14 protein-coding genes are annotated in these 19,283 nt (G+C 34.0%); 3 read left to right on the top strand and 11 right to left on the bottom strand.

Annotated features, from left to right (window positions below; genetic code table 11):
- Positions 1–7: 7 nt before the first annotated feature.
- From HCD_RS04230 to HCD_RS04205, 6 genes are all read right to left on the bottom strand, one after another.
- Positions 8–1,411, bottom strand: coding sequence for a bifunctional ADP-dependent NAD(P)H-hydrate dehydratase/NAD(P)H-hydrate epimerase (locus tag HCD_RS04230; protein WP_014659355.1), 1,404 nt, complete (start codon positions 1,409–1,411; stop codon positions 8–10).
- Positions 1,411–2,556: a sensor histidine kinase gene (locus tag HCD_RS04225; protein ID WP_275450037.1), complete on the bottom strand. Its 1,146-nt coding sequence runs from the start codon at positions 2,554–2,556 to the stop codon at positions 1,411–1,413. Before HCD_RS04225 ends, HCD_RS04230 begins: the two co-directional genes overlap by 1 nt.
- A 28-nt stretch (positions 2,557–2,584) precedes the next feature.
- Positions 2,585–3,226 (bottom strand): copper response regulator transcription factor CrdR, encoded by a 642-nt coding sequence (crdR, locus tag HCD_RS04220; RefSeq protein WP_014659353.1) that lies wholly within the window; start codon positions 3,224–3,226, stop codon positions 2,585–2,587.
- A 35-nt stretch (positions 3,227–3,261) separates the two neighbouring features.
- Positions 3,262–3,969 carry a M48 family metallopeptidase gene (locus tag HCD_RS04215; protein WP_014659352.1) on the bottom strand — a complete coding sequence of 236 codons (708 nt, stop codon included), beginning with the start codon at positions 3,967–3,969 and terminating at the stop codon, positions 3,262–3,264.
- On the bottom strand, positions 3,966–6,941 hold the full coding sequence (locus tag HCD_RS04210; protein WP_041594898.1) for a type I restriction endonuclease subunit R: 2,976 nt from the start codon (positions 6,939–6,941) through the stop codon (positions 3,966–3,968). The genes HCD_RS04215 and HCD_RS04210 overlap by 4 nt, the downstream gene beginning before the upstream one ends.
- A 371-nt stretch (positions 6,942–7,312) precedes the next feature.
- Positions 7,313–8,443, bottom strand: a complete 1,131-nt coding sequence (locus HCD_RS04205; protein WP_014659350.1) for a restriction endonuclease subunit S — start codon at positions 8,441–8,443, stop codon at positions 7,313–7,315.
- A gap of 99 nt (positions 8,444–8,542) precedes the next feature.
- Here HCD_RS04205 and HCD_RS04200 point away from each other — a divergent pair, with 99 nt between their 5' ends.
- Both HCD_RS04200 and HCD_RS04195 read left to right on the top strand, forming a co-directional pair.
- A complete protein-coding gene (locus HCD_RS04200) occupies positions 8,543–8,803 on the top strand; it encodes a type II toxin-antitoxin system RelB/DinJ family antitoxin (RefSeq protein WP_014659349.1) in 261 nt (86 codons plus the stop codon).
- Positions 8,796–9,059, top strand: a complete 264-nt coding sequence (locus HCD_RS04195; protein WP_014659348.1) for a type II toxin-antitoxin system YafQ family toxin — start codon at positions 8,796–8,798, stop codon at positions 9,057–9,059. Before HCD_RS04200 ends, HCD_RS04195 begins: the two co-directional genes overlap by 8 nt.
- Positions 9,060–9,167: 108 nt before the next feature.
- Here the strand turns inward: HCD_RS04195 and HCD_RS04190 are convergent, their stop codons facing one another.
- From HCD_RS04190 to crdA, 5 genes are all read right to left on the bottom strand, one after another.
- The gene (locus HCD_RS04190; protein ID WP_014659347.1) at positions 9,168–11,618 is read right to left on the bottom strand and encodes a type I restriction-modification system subunit M; all 2,451 of its coding nucleotides are present in this window, start codon (positions 11,616–11,618) and stop codon (positions 9,168–9,170) included.
- Positions 11,619–11,725: 107 nt separating this feature from the next.
- Positions 11,726–14,824 (bottom strand): efflux RND transporter permease subunit, encoded by a 3,099-nt coding sequence (locus tag HCD_RS04185; protein ID WP_014659346.1) that lies wholly within the window; start codon positions 14,822–14,824, stop codon positions 11,726–11,728.
- 2 nt (positions 14,825–14,826) lie between these two features.
- Entirely contained in the window at positions 14,827–15,828 is a 1,002-nt protein-coding gene (locus HCD_RS04180; protein ID WP_014659345.1) for an efflux RND transporter periplasmic adaptor subunit, read from the bottom strand.
- Positions 15,825–17,054: a copper resistance outer membrane protein CrdB gene (crdB, locus tag HCD_RS04175; protein ID WP_014659344.1), complete on the bottom strand. Its 1,230-nt coding sequence runs from the start codon at positions 17,052–17,054 to the stop codon at positions 15,825–15,827. Before crdB ends, HCD_RS04180 begins: the two co-directional genes overlap by 4 nt.
- Positions 17,055–17,063: 9 nt before the next feature.
- Positions 17,064–17,441 (bottom strand): copper resistance determinant CrdA, encoded by a 378-nt coding sequence (gene crdA, locus HCD_RS04170; protein WP_014659343.1) that lies wholly within the window; start codon positions 17,439–17,441, stop codon positions 17,064–17,066.
- Positions 17,442–17,755: 314 nt separating this feature from the next.
- Here crdA and HCD_RS04165 point away from each other — a divergent pair, with 314 nt between their 5' ends.
- Complete coding sequence (locus HCD_RS04165) at positions 17,756–19,273, top strand: MBL fold metallo-hydrolase (RefSeq protein WP_227624871.1); 1,518 nt, start codon at positions 17,756–17,758, stop codon at positions 19,271–19,273.
- Positions 19,274–19,283 lie beyond the last annotated feature (10 nt).

The raw sequence follows: 19,283 nt of genomic DNA, 5'->3' as shown, positions 1-19,283 counted from the left end.
AAAGTTCCTACACTCTTAATAATTGAATCTTTTCTATCAAATCTAGGGGTGTTAAAGCATAATTATTCTTAAATTCTAAACTCGCTAATGCATGGGCTAAGCTCGCACAAATTGTGGCATCTAGGGGCGTGTATTTTTGAGAAAGTAAGCTTAAAATCAGTCCAGCTAACACATCGCCACTCCCTGCTTTTGCTAGAGCAACACTCCCTAAATTGTTAATAAAAACTTGCCCTTGATAAGCAATAATAGTATTAGCTCCTTTTAAAAGCAACACCACCTTTGGATACTTGCAAGAAAAATCCCTTGCAATTTCTAGCTTATTATCTAACAATTCTTGCATATTCATCTTTGTCCCTACTAATTCTAAAAGCGATAAAAACTCTTTAGGGTGTGGGGTAAACACGACTTCATAATCTAGGGCTTGTAAAATTTCTTTGTGATAAAAAGCCCCAGCGTCTAAAACACATGGCGCAAGTTCAAGCCACTTTTTAAAATCCTTTGGCAAACTCTCTAATCCCATTCCAAGGGCAAACGCACTAAGCTTGTTAGGAAAATTCTCACAAAAGACTAATTCTAAAGGCTTGTTACTAGGATTAATCTCACATTCTAGGGCTTGAACACTCACTACCCCTGCTCCAAAACTTAACGCGCTCATCGCACTGAGTAGCCCTGCTCCACTATGCTTACCTAAAAGCACATGTGCATGCCCGTAATCGCCTTTATGAGCGTTTTTGTGCTTCCTTAGGGGTAATTTTAAGTCGCTTTTTTCTAATAAAAAAGTGTCTGTCTTTGTCTCATAAACACTAGAAGCAATGCCTAAATGCCCTACTTCTAATTCCCCCACATAGTCCTTAGCCCTATCATTCAATAAACATGATTTTAAAGCTCCCATGCTGATAGTCATAGTTGCTTGAAACGCCCCTTGAGAGATTCTGCCTTTTAAATCTATGCCACTAGGAATATCACAAGCGATTTTAAATTTTGCTCTTTTAGAAAGGCTTTCAAAACAATTAATTAGAGATGAATCTAATTCGCCCTTAAAATGACTCCCTATAATGCAATCTATTAACACATCGCATTCTAAATCATCTAATGGGTTATATTTTTTAATTTCTACCCCTATTTTTAACGCCCTTTCTTTTTGGAGTTTGCACATAGGGCTTTTTGGGGGTCTCATTTCAAAAACTAGCACTCTAAAATTCCCCACTAAGCGTCTAGCTAGTGCATAACCATCGCCCCCATTATCCCCACTCCCACATAAAATAATCACTTTAGAATTTAAAGAAGCGTTTTTAAAAACCGCCTTTTCTAAAGCTATAGCAGCGTTTTCCATTAAAACATCTTCGCTTAAATGCAATTCTTCAACAGCTCTTTTGTCTAAGAAACCCACTTTTTCATACACCGCACGCATTATCTATTCTCACTCCATACGATACAAAACGAATTTTCATAAAACGAGCTATTTAAACAAGGCTCACTATGAATAACTAAACGCATTTTATAATTCTCACACACTTTTTTAACCAAGTCTAGCCCTATACCATAGCCTAACACACTAGAATTAAAACGCGCATAGCGAACGCTTAGCTCTGTAATTTTATCCTTAGGAATTTCATGCCCCAAACTCTTAACTTTCAAAAACTCAGGCGTTAGCTCTACATGGATATACCCATGCACTACATTGTATTTAATCGCATTCATAATCAAATTACTATAAAGCGAAATGAAATCTTGCTCTCTAGCTTTAAGCTTGACTACTGAAAGTTCGCTTTTAAGTTCAAGCTTATGGTAGGCTATTATCTCACTAAAAAGCAAATTTTCTTTAGTGATTAGGGCTTTTAAGTCTAAAATCACAGGTAACTCACGCTCAATATCTTGCATAACTAAGTAAGAGAGCGAGCGATACAAAAAGCTCATGCGTTTAATGGCTATTTTAATACGGCGGTGCTGCTCGTTATCTTCTAAGGTTTTTAAAGATAGGAGTAATGCACTCATAGGGGTGTTTAACTCATGCGTGGTGTTTTTCAAAAAGTTATCTATGCGAGTGATTTCATTTCTAATCGGTTTTAAAAACAAACGCCCTAAAAAAATAGAAATCCCTATCACGCATAAAAACGCTATTGCAAACACCAAAATAATATTGCGGTATAAAGAAGAAAAATTTAAGGGCTTAGAATTTTTAAAAAGGATTTTGGCTACGCCTAAATGGGCGAATGTTTTATCTGTAATTAAGTAATACGCCCCCCTAAAGTTAAAAAAGCCTATATCTCTATGCTCTTTAATCAGTTCCAAGCTTTCAGGTATCGTGGAGTATAAAATCCGCCGCCTGCTATCAAAAAGCGTCATTGAAGCGTCTTTATGGCGTGAAATGAAAGTGTTTAAAGCTTCTTTATGGTTAATTTGCGTTTGCATGTGCAATGCCACCACTTCGCTCACCATTTTAGAAGCCACCTGAAACATCTCCATTCGTATCGCTTTTAGTTGCACATCTTTTTCATAATTAAAAATTAAAATGCTAATAATGAGCATTAAAACAAACGAAGAGCCTAAATACACCCCCAAAAAGAGTTTGAGAGATTTTTTCTCATAGTGGTTTAAAACAATAGCCCACCCCCTTATGCGTTTGTATACAATCTTTGCCTAAAAGTTTGCGTAAATTTTTAATATAAGTGCGTAAAGTGGAGTCTTCAATAGGCTGTTCCCATAGGTTATTTTCTAAGACTTGAGAGCTAATGATTTGGTCTTTATGGGCTAAAAAGTACTCTAAAAGCTTGGCTTCTTTAGGCTTTAAGGCTTCTTTTTTCCCGTTAACAATTAAGATTTGCTCATAATAAGAAATGTTAGGGGTAATTTCTATAGGCTCAGAATTAAAAAATCTTGTAATCCTAGCTTCTAATTCATCTAAATCAAAGGGCTTTTTCAAATAGTCGCTCGCTCCTAGATTAAAGGCGTGCTTTAAGGTGGCGTTATCTTGTAAGGCGGTGATAAAAATCGTAGGCGTAGAGATTAAAAAATCATTTTTGATATTTTTAAATAATTCTAAACTATTCATTTTAGGCACTTGCACATCTAAAAGCAAGAGGTTAAAACGCTCTTTTGTGAGTAGATTATAAGCCTCTTCACCATTAAACGCACAAGTTACTTCATAGCCTAAATGCTCTAAAAATTCCTTGATACTTTCGCTTAAGAGATAGTCATCTTCTAGTAAAAAAATCTTTTTTTGCATGGGGTATTGTAACTTAAAAAATAGGATTTTGAATTTTAAGGACACTCCAAATAGGTCTCTTTTAATTTTTCTTTAGCCCTTTGCCAATTAGGCAAATATGAACTTAATAAATCTCTAAAATATTCATTATGATGACGCACTTTTAAATGCAATAATTCATGCACTACCACATATTCAATGCACTCATTAGATGTTTTTGCTAACTCCAAATTAAAAAGTAAGGTTCGTTTAGATATGTTGCAACTTCCCCATATGCGTTTCATTTTTTGGATTTTAAAGCTTTGTATGCTTTCATCTAAAATCTTTTCATATTTATTTATATAAGTTTGTATTTTTTCTCTTAGTGCCTGTCTGTAATAATTTTCTAGCACTTTTTGGCGATTCTTTGGGCTTGTATTTTTATTGACATGCAAAATCAAATGCTTGGGGGTTTGAAGAACAAAGTGTTTTTGAGTGGTATTCTTAATTGTGAGCAGGTAGCGTTTGCCAAAGAGATAATGACTTTCTTTTTCTAGCATTTCTCTTTTGCTTTGTCTGTTTTGGTTTAAAAAATTTTGTTGCTGTTCTTTTATCCAAGAAAGTCTAGTGATTAAAGAAAGTTTAATGCTTTCAAGGCTTAATTTTAAAGGGCAAGACACATGCACTAAGCCATTAGGCGGGCGAACGCTAAGATGTAAATGTTTAATATCTTTTCTTTCTACGATAATGTCTATATTGCCTACAATTAAACGATGGGTATTCATCTATACTCATCTATATTTTTTACTAAATCAAAGATTTTTTCTAGCAAATTCTTATCATTGATTATTTCGCTTAGGGCATATTTAAGCTTTTTTTCTTTGATAGAATTACCAATCCAATCAGCCTTTTTATTATCCCTTATGCACTCATCTATTTTTAATGCCAAATCTTCATTTTGCTCCAAATTATCATAGAGAGTTTTTAAGGCATTAGTGTTTAAGCTTTTAGGATAATGATTGCCTTGCTTTGTAATCACTTGACTAGCTAAATCTTTGATTTGTTTTAAGTATTCTAAATATTCTAATTTGTTTTCTTTAAGCTGATTGATCAAGTCTTTTAAAATTGAAGATAATTTTTCGTAATATTTTGGGTTGCTCGCCTCTTTTTCTAAAATAAGTTTTCTAATGTTATTTGCTATGGTCTCTGCCATAGAGTTTTTGTTTTTAAATACTTTAGACAGCCCTTTATTAAACGCATTAATATCTGTATGGGCTAAAACTTCGCATAGCCCTTGATTTTCTATCTTTATTAATACTTCGCTATCATGGGTTTTGATATAAGCGTCTAAGGTTCTACGCATATCTTCATTATAGCTTTTTAAATCTATGGCTTCCCCACCAGATAGACTGATGACTTCTTTTAAGTATTTGTAAGACTCTACTTCTTTTTTAATCTCTCGCATTTCTTCTTTAGAATAGATAGGCTTTTCTAAATTATTTAATTCTATAAACATTCTTATAAACGCACCTACAAGTTTATAGAATAATTGCCTTTTCCTAACATTTTGTTCTAAATTATCCCCACAAAAATAAGCGATATAATCTGTTTCATCTTTGGGTTCTTTCACTTCTTCGCAAAGCGCCTTTAATTGCTCTCTTGTCTCTTCTAATTTTTTCTTAATTTTTTGGGATTTGTTAGAGAGTAGCCCTTCAATATCTTGCTTTTCATAGTCCTTAAAAACTTCATTAGTGTAATCAAAATGCGCTTTTTGTAGGCTTTTAAACAAATCTCTATAATCTATGATATAGCCAAAATCCTTATCTTCTCTATCTAATCTATTGACCCTGCATACTGCTTGAAAAAGCCCATGGTCTTGCATGTTTTTATCAATATATAAATAAGTCAAGCTTGGCACATCAAAGCCGGTCAATAGCTTATCTACTACAATGAGTAGTTTCATTCTATGAGGCTCTTTAATAAAACGCTCTTTAGCTTTTTCTTCAAACTCTTTGATTCTATTAAGGGCTTTTTTCTCATCTTTTTCATTAAAAAAGTTTTGCAGCATTTTAGAGTAAGTTTTGTATTTATAACTCTCTTCGCTTTCATTGCTCCCACAATCTTTAATGTCGGCAATATTTGGCTCATAGCTTGTAATTACGGCTATGCTGTCTTTTAATTCTGTGTTTGAGAAGAGTTCAAAATATCTGCACGCATTATAAACGCTCTCAGCCACCAGCATAGCATTGCCCTTATCATTCCTTAATCTAGGGAGTTTTTGCATATCCATTAAAATATCTTGCACAATACATTCTAATCTCTCTTTGGTTGAAAAGACTTTTTGTAAGTTAGCCCATTCTTTTTTCAGCTGTGTTTTAGCTATATCATTTAATCCTTGTGTTTTTAGCTCAAAATATTCATCTAGCTTTTTAGGGTTATTGACATATTGCTCTACATTTCTAGCCTCATAGCATAAATCTAGCACCACTTTATCATCAACTGCCTCATTAAATTTATAGCAATGAATATAGCTACCAAACACTTCTAAGCTGGTTTGTTTATCTTGCTTTAATAAAGGCGTGCCACTAAATCCTATAAAAATCGCATTAGGAAGCAAGCTTTTCATGGCTTTATGCAATTTGCCACTTTCAGTTCTATGGCATTCATCTACTAAAACAATCCATTCGTATAAGATAGGTTGCTTTTTAAAAACATCTGAGTCATTATCTTTAAATTTATGAATCAATGAACAAACTAAGGATTCTTTGTTTTCAGATAATACGCTCAATAAATCTCTCGCACTCTGTGTGCGATAAATTCTCTCTCCTATCCCACTAAACACCCCTTGAATTTGAGCATCTAGTTCTGTTCTGTCTGTAATGATTAAAATTCTGGCTTGTTTTTTATTCGCTCTTAGCCATTTAGCAAGCCATACCATAGTGAGACTCTTGCCACTGCCTTGTGTGTGCCAAATAATGCCCCCTTCTTTTCTATGGATAAATTTTTGAGTGTTTTTAATCGCAAAATACTGATGAAATCTCGCGCATTTCTTTTGCCCCTTATCAAAAATTAAAAAATCACTGATAAATTCTAAAAATCTCTCTTTGTTTAAAAAGCATTTAATGCTCTCAAACAAATCTTTTTTATCATTTTCTTCTTTCCAAGAAAGATAGTATTTTTCTTTAGTTTCTATAACGCCATATCTTAACCCTTGGCTTTCATTGCCTGCCATAACTAGCTGGATAGTTTTAAAAAAATCTCTAATAAACTCTTTCTTTTGGTTGTCTAAATTTTGTCTAATCCCCCTTTCTACACTCCTATTAGACTTTTTTAACTCTAATACGCCTAAAGCTATCCCATTGACATAAAGCACAATATCAGGTCGTTTGGTGTTTTTTCCTTTAACGCTCACTTCTTCAGCCACATAAAATTCATTATTAGAAATATTTTTCCAATCAATGAGCCAAAAAGTTTGATGTTTTTCACTCACACTCGCTTTTATTTTCACCCCATAAACTAAAAGCTCATAAAACTTTTTATTCGCATCATATAAATCATCTTTTAAGGCGTTAGTGATTTCTTGCTCAATTTTATTGTAAATATTTGCGTCTATCTTTTGATGTTTAAAGAGCCATTTTTTTAAGATTTCTTTGTTAATATTTTCATTATCACTATTTCTTAAAACCCCCAAATAGTCATAACCCATGCTTTTAAAAGTTTCTATCACTTTATTTTGTGTCTTTCTTTCTGTGGTGATCTTCATACCAACTCCTTAATAGAATGCTAAGTTTAGCGCTTTAAAATTTACTTTTCCTTGTAGGGGAGAGCATTTAAATCATTATAAGTTTTTGTAAGGCTTGTCATTTTCTTTTTTCTTTATCTTAAGGAGAAGTTTTGTAAAATTTGAGTTACCCCCTAGTTTTTAGAAGAGTTAGGGGGTAAATTTTCCCTATTAGGAGTGAGCCATGAAAAAAAGTGGCAAAACCCCTTGGAGAGTATTATACTTTAAATTCTCTTTTTACGAGTTTAAGGTAGTGCTTTTAATGAAGCGATAAATCTTTTCAAGGGGGCTTCCCTTTTTGGGGAGTCTTCTTTATGGGAAACTCACTTTTTTAAGTTTAAAATCTCTTAAACCCTAATCTTAGCATTCATTAAATCATTGTTTAAAGATTTTTTAATATTTTGAAACTTCATTTTTTTATGTTTAAGGCTTGTGATTTCCTTATCTAAATCGCTTAAAATTGTAGCGATAGCTTTTTGTTCGTCTAAAGGGGGCAAAAGGATTTCAAAATCTTTTAAAGTTGTCATTACAATATAAGGGGTGTTGCCTTCATTTCTATTTATTTGAATATGAGATTGTAAAAATATTGTTAAAAAATATTTTACAAATATAATATGTTCGCTAAAATTATCTAATACATAGGTTCTTTGATAGGCGTTAAATTTACCTTTATAGTAATGCACATACCCCACATATGCACCATTTCCAGAAATCAAAATTGCTTCTGTATCAAAAGCATATTTATCTATAAAATAATATTCTTTTGCACATGTATAAAATCTATATTTTCCATAACTAACCATTTCGTTTGCATCTAGTGAGCCGGTTGTAATCTCACATATATCCCCAAGCCTTACTTTTTCCCATACTCCATTAAAGCCTTTCAAGCGTTTTTTCTGGCTTAAAAGCTCAAAACTCAAGGCTTTTTTAATGTTCTCTTTTTTAAGAATGAGGGCCTTTAAGCTATAAAGATAATTATCTAAATCGCTTAAAACTTTAGCGATAGCTTTTTGTTCGTCTAAAGGGGGTAGGGGGATTAAAGTATTTTTTAGATTATCATTATAAAGTCTTGAAATGGTTGTGTATTCTGTATGCCATTTAACGCTAGAATAGGCATAGAATAGAAAAACATTTGTTGCTAATTGTTCATTATTTTTTATCCAAACTATATTTGAATCTTGAAAATAGGCAGGTTTTCCATTATAAATAACCGCTCTGCCAATAGTTCCTGAAGCAGAGATTAAAACATCGCCCTTTTTTGGAAAGGAATACTTTGTTTTGTATTCTAAAAATAGCTTTTTTGAAATAAAAGCGTCAGCAGTCTTGCCAAATGTGCCTATCTTATAGAATGGAATTTCGCCGTATGGTGTCGTCTGATATTTCATCACTCTTTTGCACATGCATGGTTCGCCTATATCCCCAAGCTTTACCACTTCCCACTCTTTAGGTAAATCATAGAATGCTGTTAATGTGTGCATAAAGTTCCTATACTCTTTTTTAAGATTGTCTTTTTTAGCATTTTATTCTATTTTGGTTATAATTTGGGGTGCATTTAATAGACAAGGAAAGGTTTAAGAATGTATATCCCGGTTGATAAAATGCTAGAAAATGAAGTGCAACTTATATTGGAAAGTTATGGCTTAACCCCCTCTTTAGCAACGCATTTATTTTTTAAAGAAATTATTAAGACACATAAAATTCCTTTGAGTTCTGATTGGCAAGATGGCTTACTTAATGCTGAAACATTGAAAGCTATACAAGATTTGGAAAAAGGTGAGAACGTGGTGCGTAGTGGTGTGAACGATTTTAAAGAGTGGGCTAATTGGTCTAATGATTAAGGGGATTGTTAGGACTACGATTTTTGAAAAAGAGTTAAAACGCTATGGCTTGAGTGTGGAGCTTATCAAGGTGTTAAACTACTTGATTGAGCGACAAGCTTTACCTCAAAAATATAATAATCACAGATTGCAAGGCAAGTATTCAGACTTTTATGATTGCCATGTTAAGCCAGATTTGATTTTGATTTATCGCTATAAAGATGATTATTTAGAACTAGCGAGACTTGGGACGCATAGCGAGTTATTTAAGTGCTAGGTCTTAATCCTTATATTAAATTTCCTTATGCTATAATCGTTTTTAGTTTGGAGGTCTCATGGCGAGGATACGCCAGTCAAAAGGCACTCCAAGCTCTTTTTAATTAAATTATAATTCCATTAGCCCTAAACTTTTTAAATGTTCTAAGACTTTTAGTTCGTTTTCTTTAACTTCTTTATCTAGCTCTAGCAAGCTGTTTGAATAATCTTGTATGATTTTCTTAAGGGAATTATTAAAGAAATTGATGTGCTTTTGAATTTTGTTTTCTAGGGCATTTTTTAGACTATTAAGCCATTTATCTTTCACTATTAATTCTTTAATCTCGTTGATTTCAAGCTTTTCATATTGATTGAATGCTTTTAATTCTAGCTTATCATAAGCGCTATTTCTTGCTTTTAAGGCTTTGTTTTTAGATTCTAGTAGTTTTAAGCAAGTTTCTAAAATATTCTTATCTTCTGGGTCGGCTGTATTTTTTACCTCTTTTTTTAAGGTGCTTTCATTGATTTTTAATTCATATAGTAGCCCCTCTTCATTAGAATGTTCTTCTATAAATTCCTCATAAAGGGCTAGGCTTTCATTAAGAGCGTTTTCTAATTTTTCTAATTGCTTAACTTCTTCTTTAAAAAAGCGTTGTTTGATGAGGTTTTTAGGGATTAAATCGCTTTTATAATAAGTTTTTTGAATGATAAAATCAGCCTCTTCTAAATACTTGGCTTTTTTGTTTTTGTCTTTTAGGGGGACTAACTCTCTTAATTCTTTAGCACTAAGAAAGCCATTGAGAGAAATCAAAAACCAATCGTCTTGCAAGGTCTCATTATAGTAATCTTTAAAGAGCTGATACACGCCATATTTATCTAAAATTTCTATTTTTTCAAATTGTTCTAAGACCTTTTTGCAAATGCTATCTATTAAAATTTTGGGGTTAAAGCCTTTATCTAAATTATAAAATATCTCTTGCAAATTTAATGTATCAAAGGCTTTAAAAATAGAAGTATAAAAGTCTTTATATTCTAAGCTTTCTAGTATCAAATCTTTGATAGTTTCGCATTCAGTCTTTAGGGTATAGTAGCCCTCTTTATCACTCTCTTTAAAAAGCGTGTTTTTAAGATTTTTAAACACTTCAAAATAGGGGGCATAAATTTCAATTTCAAGTTGGGGTAAATAATTAGCTTTATGGCTAGAAATTAAAGCGAATAAGTCTTGCTCTAGCTCTTGCTTGTTAGCGATATAGCGTGGGATATTCAAGTTATAATCATTAGCACTAATTTCTTCTAAACTTACCATTTTAGAATAATAAGGGATTTCTTTAAGCTCATTAAAAGTGTCTATCATTTTTTGGACATCTTGTTCTCTTAAGCGGTTTTTATTGCCATCTTTTTTAAAATCCTTGCTTGCATCTATCATAAAAACACCCTTTCTGGTGTGTGCGTTTTCTTTATCTAGGATAATCACACACGCTGGAATAGAAGTGCCATAAAAAAGATTAGGGGCTAATCCTATAATGCCTTTTATATAGCCCTTTTTTAGAATATTTTCTCTAATAAGTCCTTCAGCATTACTTCTAAATAACACGCCATGAGGTAAAATCACTGCTCCTTTAGCTGTGCTATTTAAGGATTTGATAATATGGAGCAAAAAAGCAAAATCACCATTCTTTTCAGGGGGAGTGCCTAATTCAAAACGATTGAATGTATCATCAACAACTTGCTTGCTTTTAGGGTCAATACTAAGCCCATCAGTCCAATTTTTCAAGCTAAAGGGAGGGTTAGCTACAACATAATCAAAGGTTTTTAGCATGTCATTTTCAATAAAATAAGGGTTAGATAGCGTGCTAGAACCCCCTTTAGCAATGTCAGCATCAGCGCTATTATGTAAAATCATGTTCATTTTGCATAATGCTGTAGTGGAAATATCTTTTTCTTGACCATAAATGCTTAGACCCTTTTTGGTTAAACTAGAAGCCTTTAATAACAATGAGCCGCTCCCACATGTGGGGTCATAAATGCTTTTGTCTGGTTTGGTATTTTCATCAATGCTAAGTAGCAGAGATAATAAAAGCGAAACTTCGCTAGGGGTGTAAAATTGCCCTTTAGATTTACCGGACTCACTAGCAAAATGGCGCATTAAGTATTCGTATGCATCGCCTAACAAATCATCATCTAAAGCCCCATGAGTGCCTAAGCTCAAATTGGCAAAGATTTTAACTAAATTAGACAGAGTATCTACCATAGCCTTGCCCTCGCCTAGCTTGGTGCTATCATTAAAATCCACGCTATCAATAACGCCCTCTAATGCATTTTTCTTAGCAATTTCATCAATGATTTTATTAAGCTTATCGCCAATTTCTTTATCGCCCTCTAAGGCTAAAATATCTTCATAAAAGCACCCTTGCGGAATCTCTATGCCATGATAAACATTGCTTTTTGCCTTATCGCTGATGTATTTTAAGAAAAGCAAACTCAACACATAGTTTTTATACTCGCTTGCGTCCATGCCCCCTCTTAAACTATCTGCTCCAGCCCATAAAGAGCTATACAATTCACTTTTTTTGATTGCCATTAAATTATCCTAATCTTGTTTTAATGATTATAATATGGAAGTTTTTATTATGAAGTAAAAAATTATCAAAAAGGCTAACCCCCTAGAGAAAGGGGCGATATAAGGGGCTAGTTTTTAACTCTCACATTCTTAATCACAAAATACGCTGTAGGGATAATAAATAGGGTTAAGATAACGCTACTCATCATGCCCCCTAGCATGGGTGCCGCAATAGATTTCATAATCTCACTTCCTGTGCCATGACTATACATAATAGGAATGAGTGATGCAAGAATGCTAAAAAAAGTCATAAGCTTTGGTCTTACTCTAAGCACCGCTCCATGCATGATGGCGTCTTTTAGTTTGGTACTAGTTTGTTCTATTAGGGGCGTTTTAATAAATGCTTGGTAGGCATCTTCTAAATAGATAATCATTACAATAGCCGTTTCACTCGCCACCCCTAAAAGGGCTAAAAAGCCCACTAATGCCGCTATACTCATATTAAAGCCCATCACATTCATAAAGATTAACCCCCCTAAGAATGCAAAAGGTAGAGTGAAAAAGCATAGTAAAGAGTTGGTGAGATTCTTTAAGGCAAAGACAATTAAAATAAAGATGATAAAAATACTCACCGGCACGATGTATTGCAAAGTCTTAAACGCATCTTCTAAATACTTGCTTTCGCCACTAAATTCATAATAATACCCACTAGGCAATTTGACTTTTTCTAAAGCTTTTGTAGCTAACTCTCTATACAAATCAGAGCTTACGCCATTTTGGGGGACTATGTAAATGAAATTCACATTCAAGCCCTTTTCACTTTTTAATACCGCTGGAGAGTTATCATAATACACATGGGCAAATTCTTTTAAGGGCATGTAATTGTAAGCGGTTTTGATGTAGAGATTTTTTAATCTCTCAATGGTGTTTCTGTCTGTATCTTCTAAGCGTAAAGAGATAGGGTAGCTTTCTACGCCATTTATCATGGTTGTAAGCGTAGCTCCGCCTAGGGCGAATTTAATCGTGTCTAGCACCGCGCTTTTATTCACGCCATAACGAGCTAGATTTTCATCATTCAAATCTAGTGTGATGTAGTAGCCATTGTTAGAACGCTCTGCAAAGACAGATAAGCTCTCTTTGAGAGTTTTAAGCTGTTGTTCCATTTGTATGGCTAATTCTTGTAATTTATCCGTATCATTACCATAGAGCTTGATTCCTAAAGGCGTTCTAATACCGGTTAAGAGCATATCAGTTCTGCCACGAATAGGGTAAGTCCATGAATTAGTCAAGCCTTTTAATTGTAAGGTTTTTTCTAATTTGTCTCTCACTTCTTTATAAGTAAGTTTTTCTTTCCATTCGCTTTGTGGTTTTAACTCAATGTAAGTTTCTATCATTGCTAAGCCTGCGGCATCGGTGCTAGTGTTCGCTCGCCCCACTTTACCAAAGACTTGTTTGACAAAATCTAGTTGCTTAATGGCGGTATTGCTTTTTTTCAAATATTCTAGAGCGACATCAATGCCCACGCCATTAGTCGTTACAGGCATATACATCACAACCCCTTCATTAATTTGGGGTATAAATTCCCAGTGGAGTTTCTTGTAAGTGAAATACAAGCCCCCTAAACCTAGCACACTAACCGCTAAAAAAGCGTATCTAAACTTAAGGACAAAATTCAAGCACACGCCATAAATTTTGATGAAAAAGGCGTTAATAGGGTTTTTAGATTCTTCTAAAATCCGCCCTTTAATGAGCCATACCATTAAAATGGGGACTATTGTAATAGATAATAATGCCCCTACAAGCATGGCAAAAGTTTTGGTATAAGCTAAAGGGGCAAAAAGCTTTTCTTCTTGACCAGTGAGTGCAAAAATAGGCAAGAAAGAGACCACAATAATCATTAAAGCAAAGAATATCGCTCCCCCCACATGCTTAACCCCTTCCATAATGCCATTCACTCTTTGGGCGTTATCATTCATATCAATGTGTTGTAAATGCTTGTGAGCGTTTTCTACCATAACAATGGCGGCATCTACCATAGCCCCTATAGCAATCGCAATGCCCCCCAAACTCATAATACTTGCCTCAATATTAAAATACCGCATAAGCAAGAAAGAAATACACACGGTTAAGGGCAAAGTGATAATCACCACTAACGCACTTCTAAAGTGTAATAAGAAAATCGCAATAATGATTAAAACAATCACGCTTTCTTCTATGAGTGTATGGACTAAATTGTCAATGCCTTTTTCAATCAACTCGCTTCTATCATACACGCTGGTGATTTTCACATCAGGGTTACTTGCTTGTAAAGTGGCGATTTTTTCTTTAATGGCTTTAAGAACTTTATAGGTGTCAGCGTGATAGCGCACCATGACAATTCCGCCCACCACTTCTTTATCGCCATTGAGATTAGCCGCACCTCTTCGTGGTTTTGGCGTCAATCTCACGCTAGCTATATCTTTGATTTTTAAAGGGATTGCCCCTTCTTTTTTAACTACGATTTCTTCTAAGTCTTTCAAGGATTTGATATAGCCATGCGCTCGAACGATTTTTTCAAATCCATTTTCTAAGATAACACCTCCACCGGTGTCGTTATTAGACTTTTTAATGGCATTTGTGATTTGCTCTAAACTTAGGTTATAACGCACTAAAGCGTCATTTTTAAGCGTAACTTCATAATCCTTAACAAAGCCCCCCACACTCGCTACTTCACTCACGCCATCAACGCCTAAAAGTGCGTAGCGGTAATAAAAATCTTGCAAGACTTTCAAATCGCTTAAATTTTTGTTCTCACTACTTAAAGCGTATTGATACGCCCAACCAATAGAAGTGGAATCACTTCCTATTTCTACTTTAGCGTCTTTAGGCAAGTTGCCTACTCTGTTTAACTGCTCTAAGACCCTATCTCTTGCCCAATATAAATCTACGCCATCTTTAAAAATGATGTAAATTAGCCCGCTTTCATAGCTAGAAATGCCCCTAACCGTGTCAATATTAGCAATACTCATAAAAGTAGAGACTAGGGGGTAGGTAACTTGCTCTTGCACAATCTTTGGGCTTTGGTTAGGGTAGGTGATTTGCACGACCACTTGTGCGGGACTTAAATCCGGCAAAGCGTCTAAACGCACGCTTTTAATCGCCCACATAGAGCCTAAAAAAATCAGTAAAGTAGCTAGAGTTGTTATAAGCTTGTTCTTAACGCTTAAATCAATGATTTTTTCTATCATTTTTAGTAGTCCCCATTATTTTGAGCGTCCGCATCTAGCACAAATAAAGCGTTATTAGCGACTTCTTCGCCCACTTCTAAACCTTCTAAAATTTCATAACTTCCATCACTTAGACGAGTGGCTTTAATCTCTAGGGGAGTTAAGCCAAAATCATCTTTTTTAAACACAATCGCCTTACCCTCTTTAATCAGCACCGCCTCTTTAGGTAGGATTTTCATTTTTCTAGCTTTTTGAAAGATTTCTACCTGAGCGAACATGTTAGGGTAGTAGAGTAGTTTGGTATTAGGCACATTGAAACGAGCCTCTAGCATTTTGTCTTTTTCATTGACAATAGGGTTGATATTTTCAAGCGTGATTTCTTGTTTGTTTTTAACTCCTTCTACAAATAAGGTAGCCTTAGTAACGCCTTTTAAGAACTCCAAATCTTCTTGATTGACTTTAGCAATCGCCCATAGTTTAGTTAAATCTATGATTTGAAAAAGCTCTTGCCCTTTTTTGATAAAGCTACCCTCATTTAAATCCTTGCTTTTTCTAAAAATAATACCATTGAAACGAGAATAAATATTGATTTCGTTTTGGACTTTATGGGTGCTAATCACCTTTTCAATGCTAGAGTTTTCTAAGCCTAGTAAGCGTAATTTTTCTTTAATCGCATCTACTTGCTGGTTGAATTTCAATGATGATAGCAACTCACTTTGAACGCTCACTAACTCTGGTGCATACACGCTGAGTAATTTATCGCCTTTTTTAATGGGGGTGTAAGTCTTATTTGTATAAAGTTTTTCTACATAGCCATCAAAACGCACGGTTTGAGAAAAAATCAGCGTTTCATTAGGCTCTAAAACTGCATAATAACGCCTGCTCTCTGCAAACTCTTTTTCTACTACTTTGGTTGTAGCAATATTAAAATGGGTTTGGCTTTTAGGCTCTTGCTTTGCTTTGTTTTCATTAGCTTGCAAAGGGAATAATACAAGGGCTAGTGCTAAAATGATAGAGGGTTTCATTCTAATCCTTTAAGGTTTTGTAGGTTTAAAAAAGTGGTGTTCAACGCACTTAGGGTTTCAAGATGGGTGATTTCAATGTTAATTTTGTCGTTAAATGAATTGTAATAGGCGTTGTAATCATTGCTAGATTTTAAATCGGACGCATAAATTTGAACGATTTTTTCATTAGCTTTTAAGATTTTATTAATCGCTTGCAAGTTTTTTTGCAAAGTTTCAATTTTTTTGATGAGCTTTAGAGCTAAATGGTGTGTGCGGTTTTTAGCGTTTTCTACTTCGCTTTTAGAGGCTAGATTTTCTTTTTTCTTTTGCTCTACTAATTTAGCTTGCTTACCATAAATGGGTAAGGGAATGGCTAAAGAAATGCTAAACATATCAAAATTATAGTAGCGTTGGCTACGAAAATAATACGCCCCAGTTACATTCACATCTTCAAAAAAACTTTTTTTAGCGAGCGTAATGTCCTTTTGTGATTTTTCTTCATCAATTTTAGCCATAGCAATATCGTAGTTGGTGCTATTGATTTTTTGCATCTCTTGTTCTTTATTGAGTTCAAAGTCTTTAGGGGCTATGCTTAAAAGCTCGTTTTCTTTAAAGGTCAATTCGCTCATCACATAATGGCTATTAGATAAGGCGTCTTCTAAATTATTCTTTTTAATTTCTAATTGTGATTTTAAGATTTCTAATTTAGCAATCGCTACAAGATTGGGCGAGCTAGAGTTGTTGGCTTTATAAAGGGTGTTTTCTAAATTTTTAATCGCTGTGTTTAAAAGTTCAATTTCTTTTTGATTTTTATAATTTTCAATGCCATTTATCATCAAATCAATCGCTAATTGTTGCTTGGTTTTTTTAAGTTCTAATATCTTTTTTTGTTTTTCTAAATTGATGATTTTGGATTGCGTGAATTTTTTGCCATTTAAATCCACTTTTTGAGATAGTCCTAAACTCATGTTTTGCATTAGGGTGCTATCAAGCCTAAAAAAGTCGCTCACACTAGCATTGTTATAGCCTAGATACAAAATGGGGTTATCCCATTTGCTTGCTACCTTTGCTTTAGAGCTTAAGGCATCAATTTGCTCTTGTAAGCTTTGAATTTTTTGATTTTTAGAAAGGTATTTAGCAACAAAAGATTGAATCTCTAAATTTTTTGTAAAACCCAAACTAAAAAGAAGTAAAAAGGCTGTTAAAAGGCGTATCAACACGCCTCCTTTGAAAGATAGCGTGTGCATTTTATATCCTTACAAATCTATGCTAGTTTTTGCGCGATAAGTTTTGCCTTCTTTGGATTTAATATCCACTCTCACTTGCCATGTCCCATTCATAGAGAGATTAGCCTTAGCTTCATAAGTGCCGTTTTTCTCACTAATTTGCGCCGTTTCTTTCATTGCTGGCATACCGGACATTTCAGGCATAATAAATTGCACCCTAATGGTAGCTTTTTCTAAGGCTTTGTCATTAAGAGTAGGGGTTAGGATAAAGGTATTATCGCCTTTAGTGGGGTTACCTACAGATTTCATTTTGATTTCTAAATCACTTGTTTGAATGGTCTGCTCCCATGCACTTAAACTAGCAACACTCAATAAACTTGCTAAAAATAAAGTGGCTAACTTTTTCATCGCTCTACCTTTATAAAATAAGATTACAAGGAAAACCTTGTTGTGTGTGAATTGTAGTTGTCTTTTGTGTAAAAATTGTGGAAGTCATTTTTTGATAAAATGGCTTTATTTTAAGAGAAAGGATTAGAACATGGAAGTTTTAGGTAAATTTTTAGAAGAAGAGATTTACGACAGCTATCTTTTACCCCCCCCCCCCATTAGATGAAGCAATTGTGGCACTAAGCGATAAAAGTAAAATTTTATTTTATGCCAAATACAAAAATTCACAAATTGAGTGGCTTATTGATAGTGTATGTGAGCATATGGGAGGGTGCTTGTGTTCCAAAGAGGTTGAATTTAAAGAAACTTCTTTATTGCAAGCTACGATTTTAAAAGACCCTATTTTAACTTGTCCTAGCCACTCTTGGAAATTAGATATTAGAACTTTAACTTATCAAAATGGCATCAAAAAAGCCCCTTTAAGCAATTACACCATTAAAAATAATATTTTGAGCGTTTCTAAAATTTCACATTTAAAAAATCCATTCAAAGGGACTGAAAAAGGCGAGTTTTCTTGTGAGTATTTAAACCATGCAAGCTTGTTTTTTGAGTGTAATGGAGTGAAAATTATCACTGACCCATGGCTAATAGGACCTTGCTTTTTAGGTGGGTGGTGGCATAAAGAACCTAGCACCAAAGAAGCTATAAAGCATTTAAAGAGTGCAGATTTTATTTATATTTCACACAACCACCCAGACCATTTAAATGCTCAAACTCTAGCACTTGTGCCTAAAGACAAGCCGTTCATTATCCCTAATTTTGAATCCAAAAGTGTAGAAAACTCCTTAAGGGGGCTTGGATTTAACAATATCCATGCTCTTGATTTTAAAAAAATTATCTCACTTGACTCTAAAATTCAAGTCAGCATTTTAAAATCAGGAGATTTTAGAGATGATAGTGGGTTGTATCTATGTTTAGACAACCATGAAGTCTTACTTTCTGTGGATAGTAATTTTTTAAACCATTATGTATTGCCTAAAGATATTACCATGTTAGCCACTTCCTTTGCGAGTGGCTCAAGCGGGTTTCCCTTATGCTTTGATAACTACTCTTTAGAAGAAAAGCAAAAAATTAGCGCTCAAACTAGAATGCAGTTAAAAAATCATGTAGCTAAGATGATGCAAGTTACTATGCCAAAATTTTATATGCCCTATGCAGGCATGTTTAGCGAAGAGGCTAAGAGAGACAGCTTTATTAAAGAATACAATGTTAAAAACGCTCCTAAAGATTATGAAAGTTTGTGTGAGAAAAATAATATTGCCTATATTGAGCCAAATAATGCTACCAAACTTTCTTTTAAGGGCAAAGATTTAATTAAAACCCTCTTAAAAACAAGTTTTATCAAAGATTTTGAGCCAGAATTTTACATTGATTTATATAAAAAATATTATCAATATGACTCTCATGCCTTAATAGAATATCTAAAAAACGCTCAATATTTTGACAAGCAAATCGTTACTTTTATACCTACTAACGATGATTTTAGTGTAGTGGTAGGTGCATGTGTTGAGGCTAATTTTGACACTCAAAATTTTAGGGTTTTAGAACCTAATGAAATCCCCTTAAAAGAAAAAGAAAATTTTAGAGTGATGCAATTAAAAGTTAGGGCTGAAATTCTAGCTTGTGTTATCAAACATGCTTTGCCTTTTGAAGATTTTTCTATTGGATTTCATTGTAGAATCTTACGCAGTCCCAACACCTATGAAAGCGCTTTTTGGTTTCATTTCACCAATATTTATATTAATCCTAGTGCGGTCTATTTTAAAGAAGTTGAAAAAAATTGTGCTTTATAAGGAGAAGGTA

The organism is Helicobacter cetorum MIT 99-5656 (assembly GCF_000259275.1).
GTDB lineage: Bacteria > Campylobacterota > Campylobacteria > Campylobacterales > Helicobacteraceae > Helicobacter > Helicobacter cetorum.
Note: the sequence above shows the minus strand (reverse complement) of the source record. Positions and strands in the feature narration are given on the sequence as shown.

What these genes read in the sequence shown, in the direction of transcription:
- HCD_RS04230 (WP_014659355.1), bottom strand. Translation starts at nt 1,411, where the DNA reads ATGCGTGCGGTGTATGAAAAAGTGGGTTTCTTAGACAAAAGAGCTGTT.
- crdR (WP_014659353.1), bottom strand. Translation starts at nt 3,226, where the DNA reads ATGCAAAAAAAGATTTTTTTACTAGAAGATGACTATCTCTTAAGCGAA.
- HCD_RS04215 (WP_014659352.1), bottom strand. Translation starts at nt 3,969, where the DNA reads ATGAATACCCATCGTTTAATTGTAGGCAATATAGACATTATCGTAGAA.
- HCD_RS04205 (WP_014659350.1), bottom strand. Translation starts at nt 8,443, where the DNA reads ATGCACACATTAACAGCATTCTATGATTTACCTAAAGAGTGGGAAGTG.
- HCD_RS04200 (WP_014659349.1), top strand. Translation starts at nt 8,543, where the DNA reads ATGTATATCCCGGTTGATAAAATGCTAGAAAATGAAGTGCAACTTATA.
- HCD_RS04195 (WP_014659348.1), top strand. Translation starts at nt 8,796, where the DNA reads ATGATTAAGGGGATTGTTAGGACTACGATTTTTGAAAAAGAGTTAAAA.
- HCD_RS04190 (WP_014659347.1), bottom strand. Translation starts at nt 11,618, where the DNA reads ATGGCAATCAAAAAAAGTGAATTGTATAGCTCTTTATGGGCTGGAGCA.
- HCD_RS04185 (WP_014659346.1), bottom strand. Translation starts at nt 14,824, where the DNA reads ATGATAGAAAAAATCATTGATTTAAGCGTTAAGAACAAGCTTATAACA.
- HCD_RS04180 (WP_014659345.1), bottom strand. Translation starts at nt 15,828, where the DNA reads ATGAAACCCTCTATCATTTTAGCACTAGCCCTTGTATTATTCCCTTTG.
- crdB (WP_014659344.1), bottom strand. Translation starts at nt 17,054, where the DNA reads ATGCACACGCTATCTTTCAAAGGAGGCGTGTTGATACGCCTTTTAACA.
- crdA (WP_014659343.1), bottom strand. Translation starts at nt 17,441, where the DNA reads ATGAAAAAGTTAGCCACTTTATTTTTAGCAAGTTTATTGAGTGTTGCT.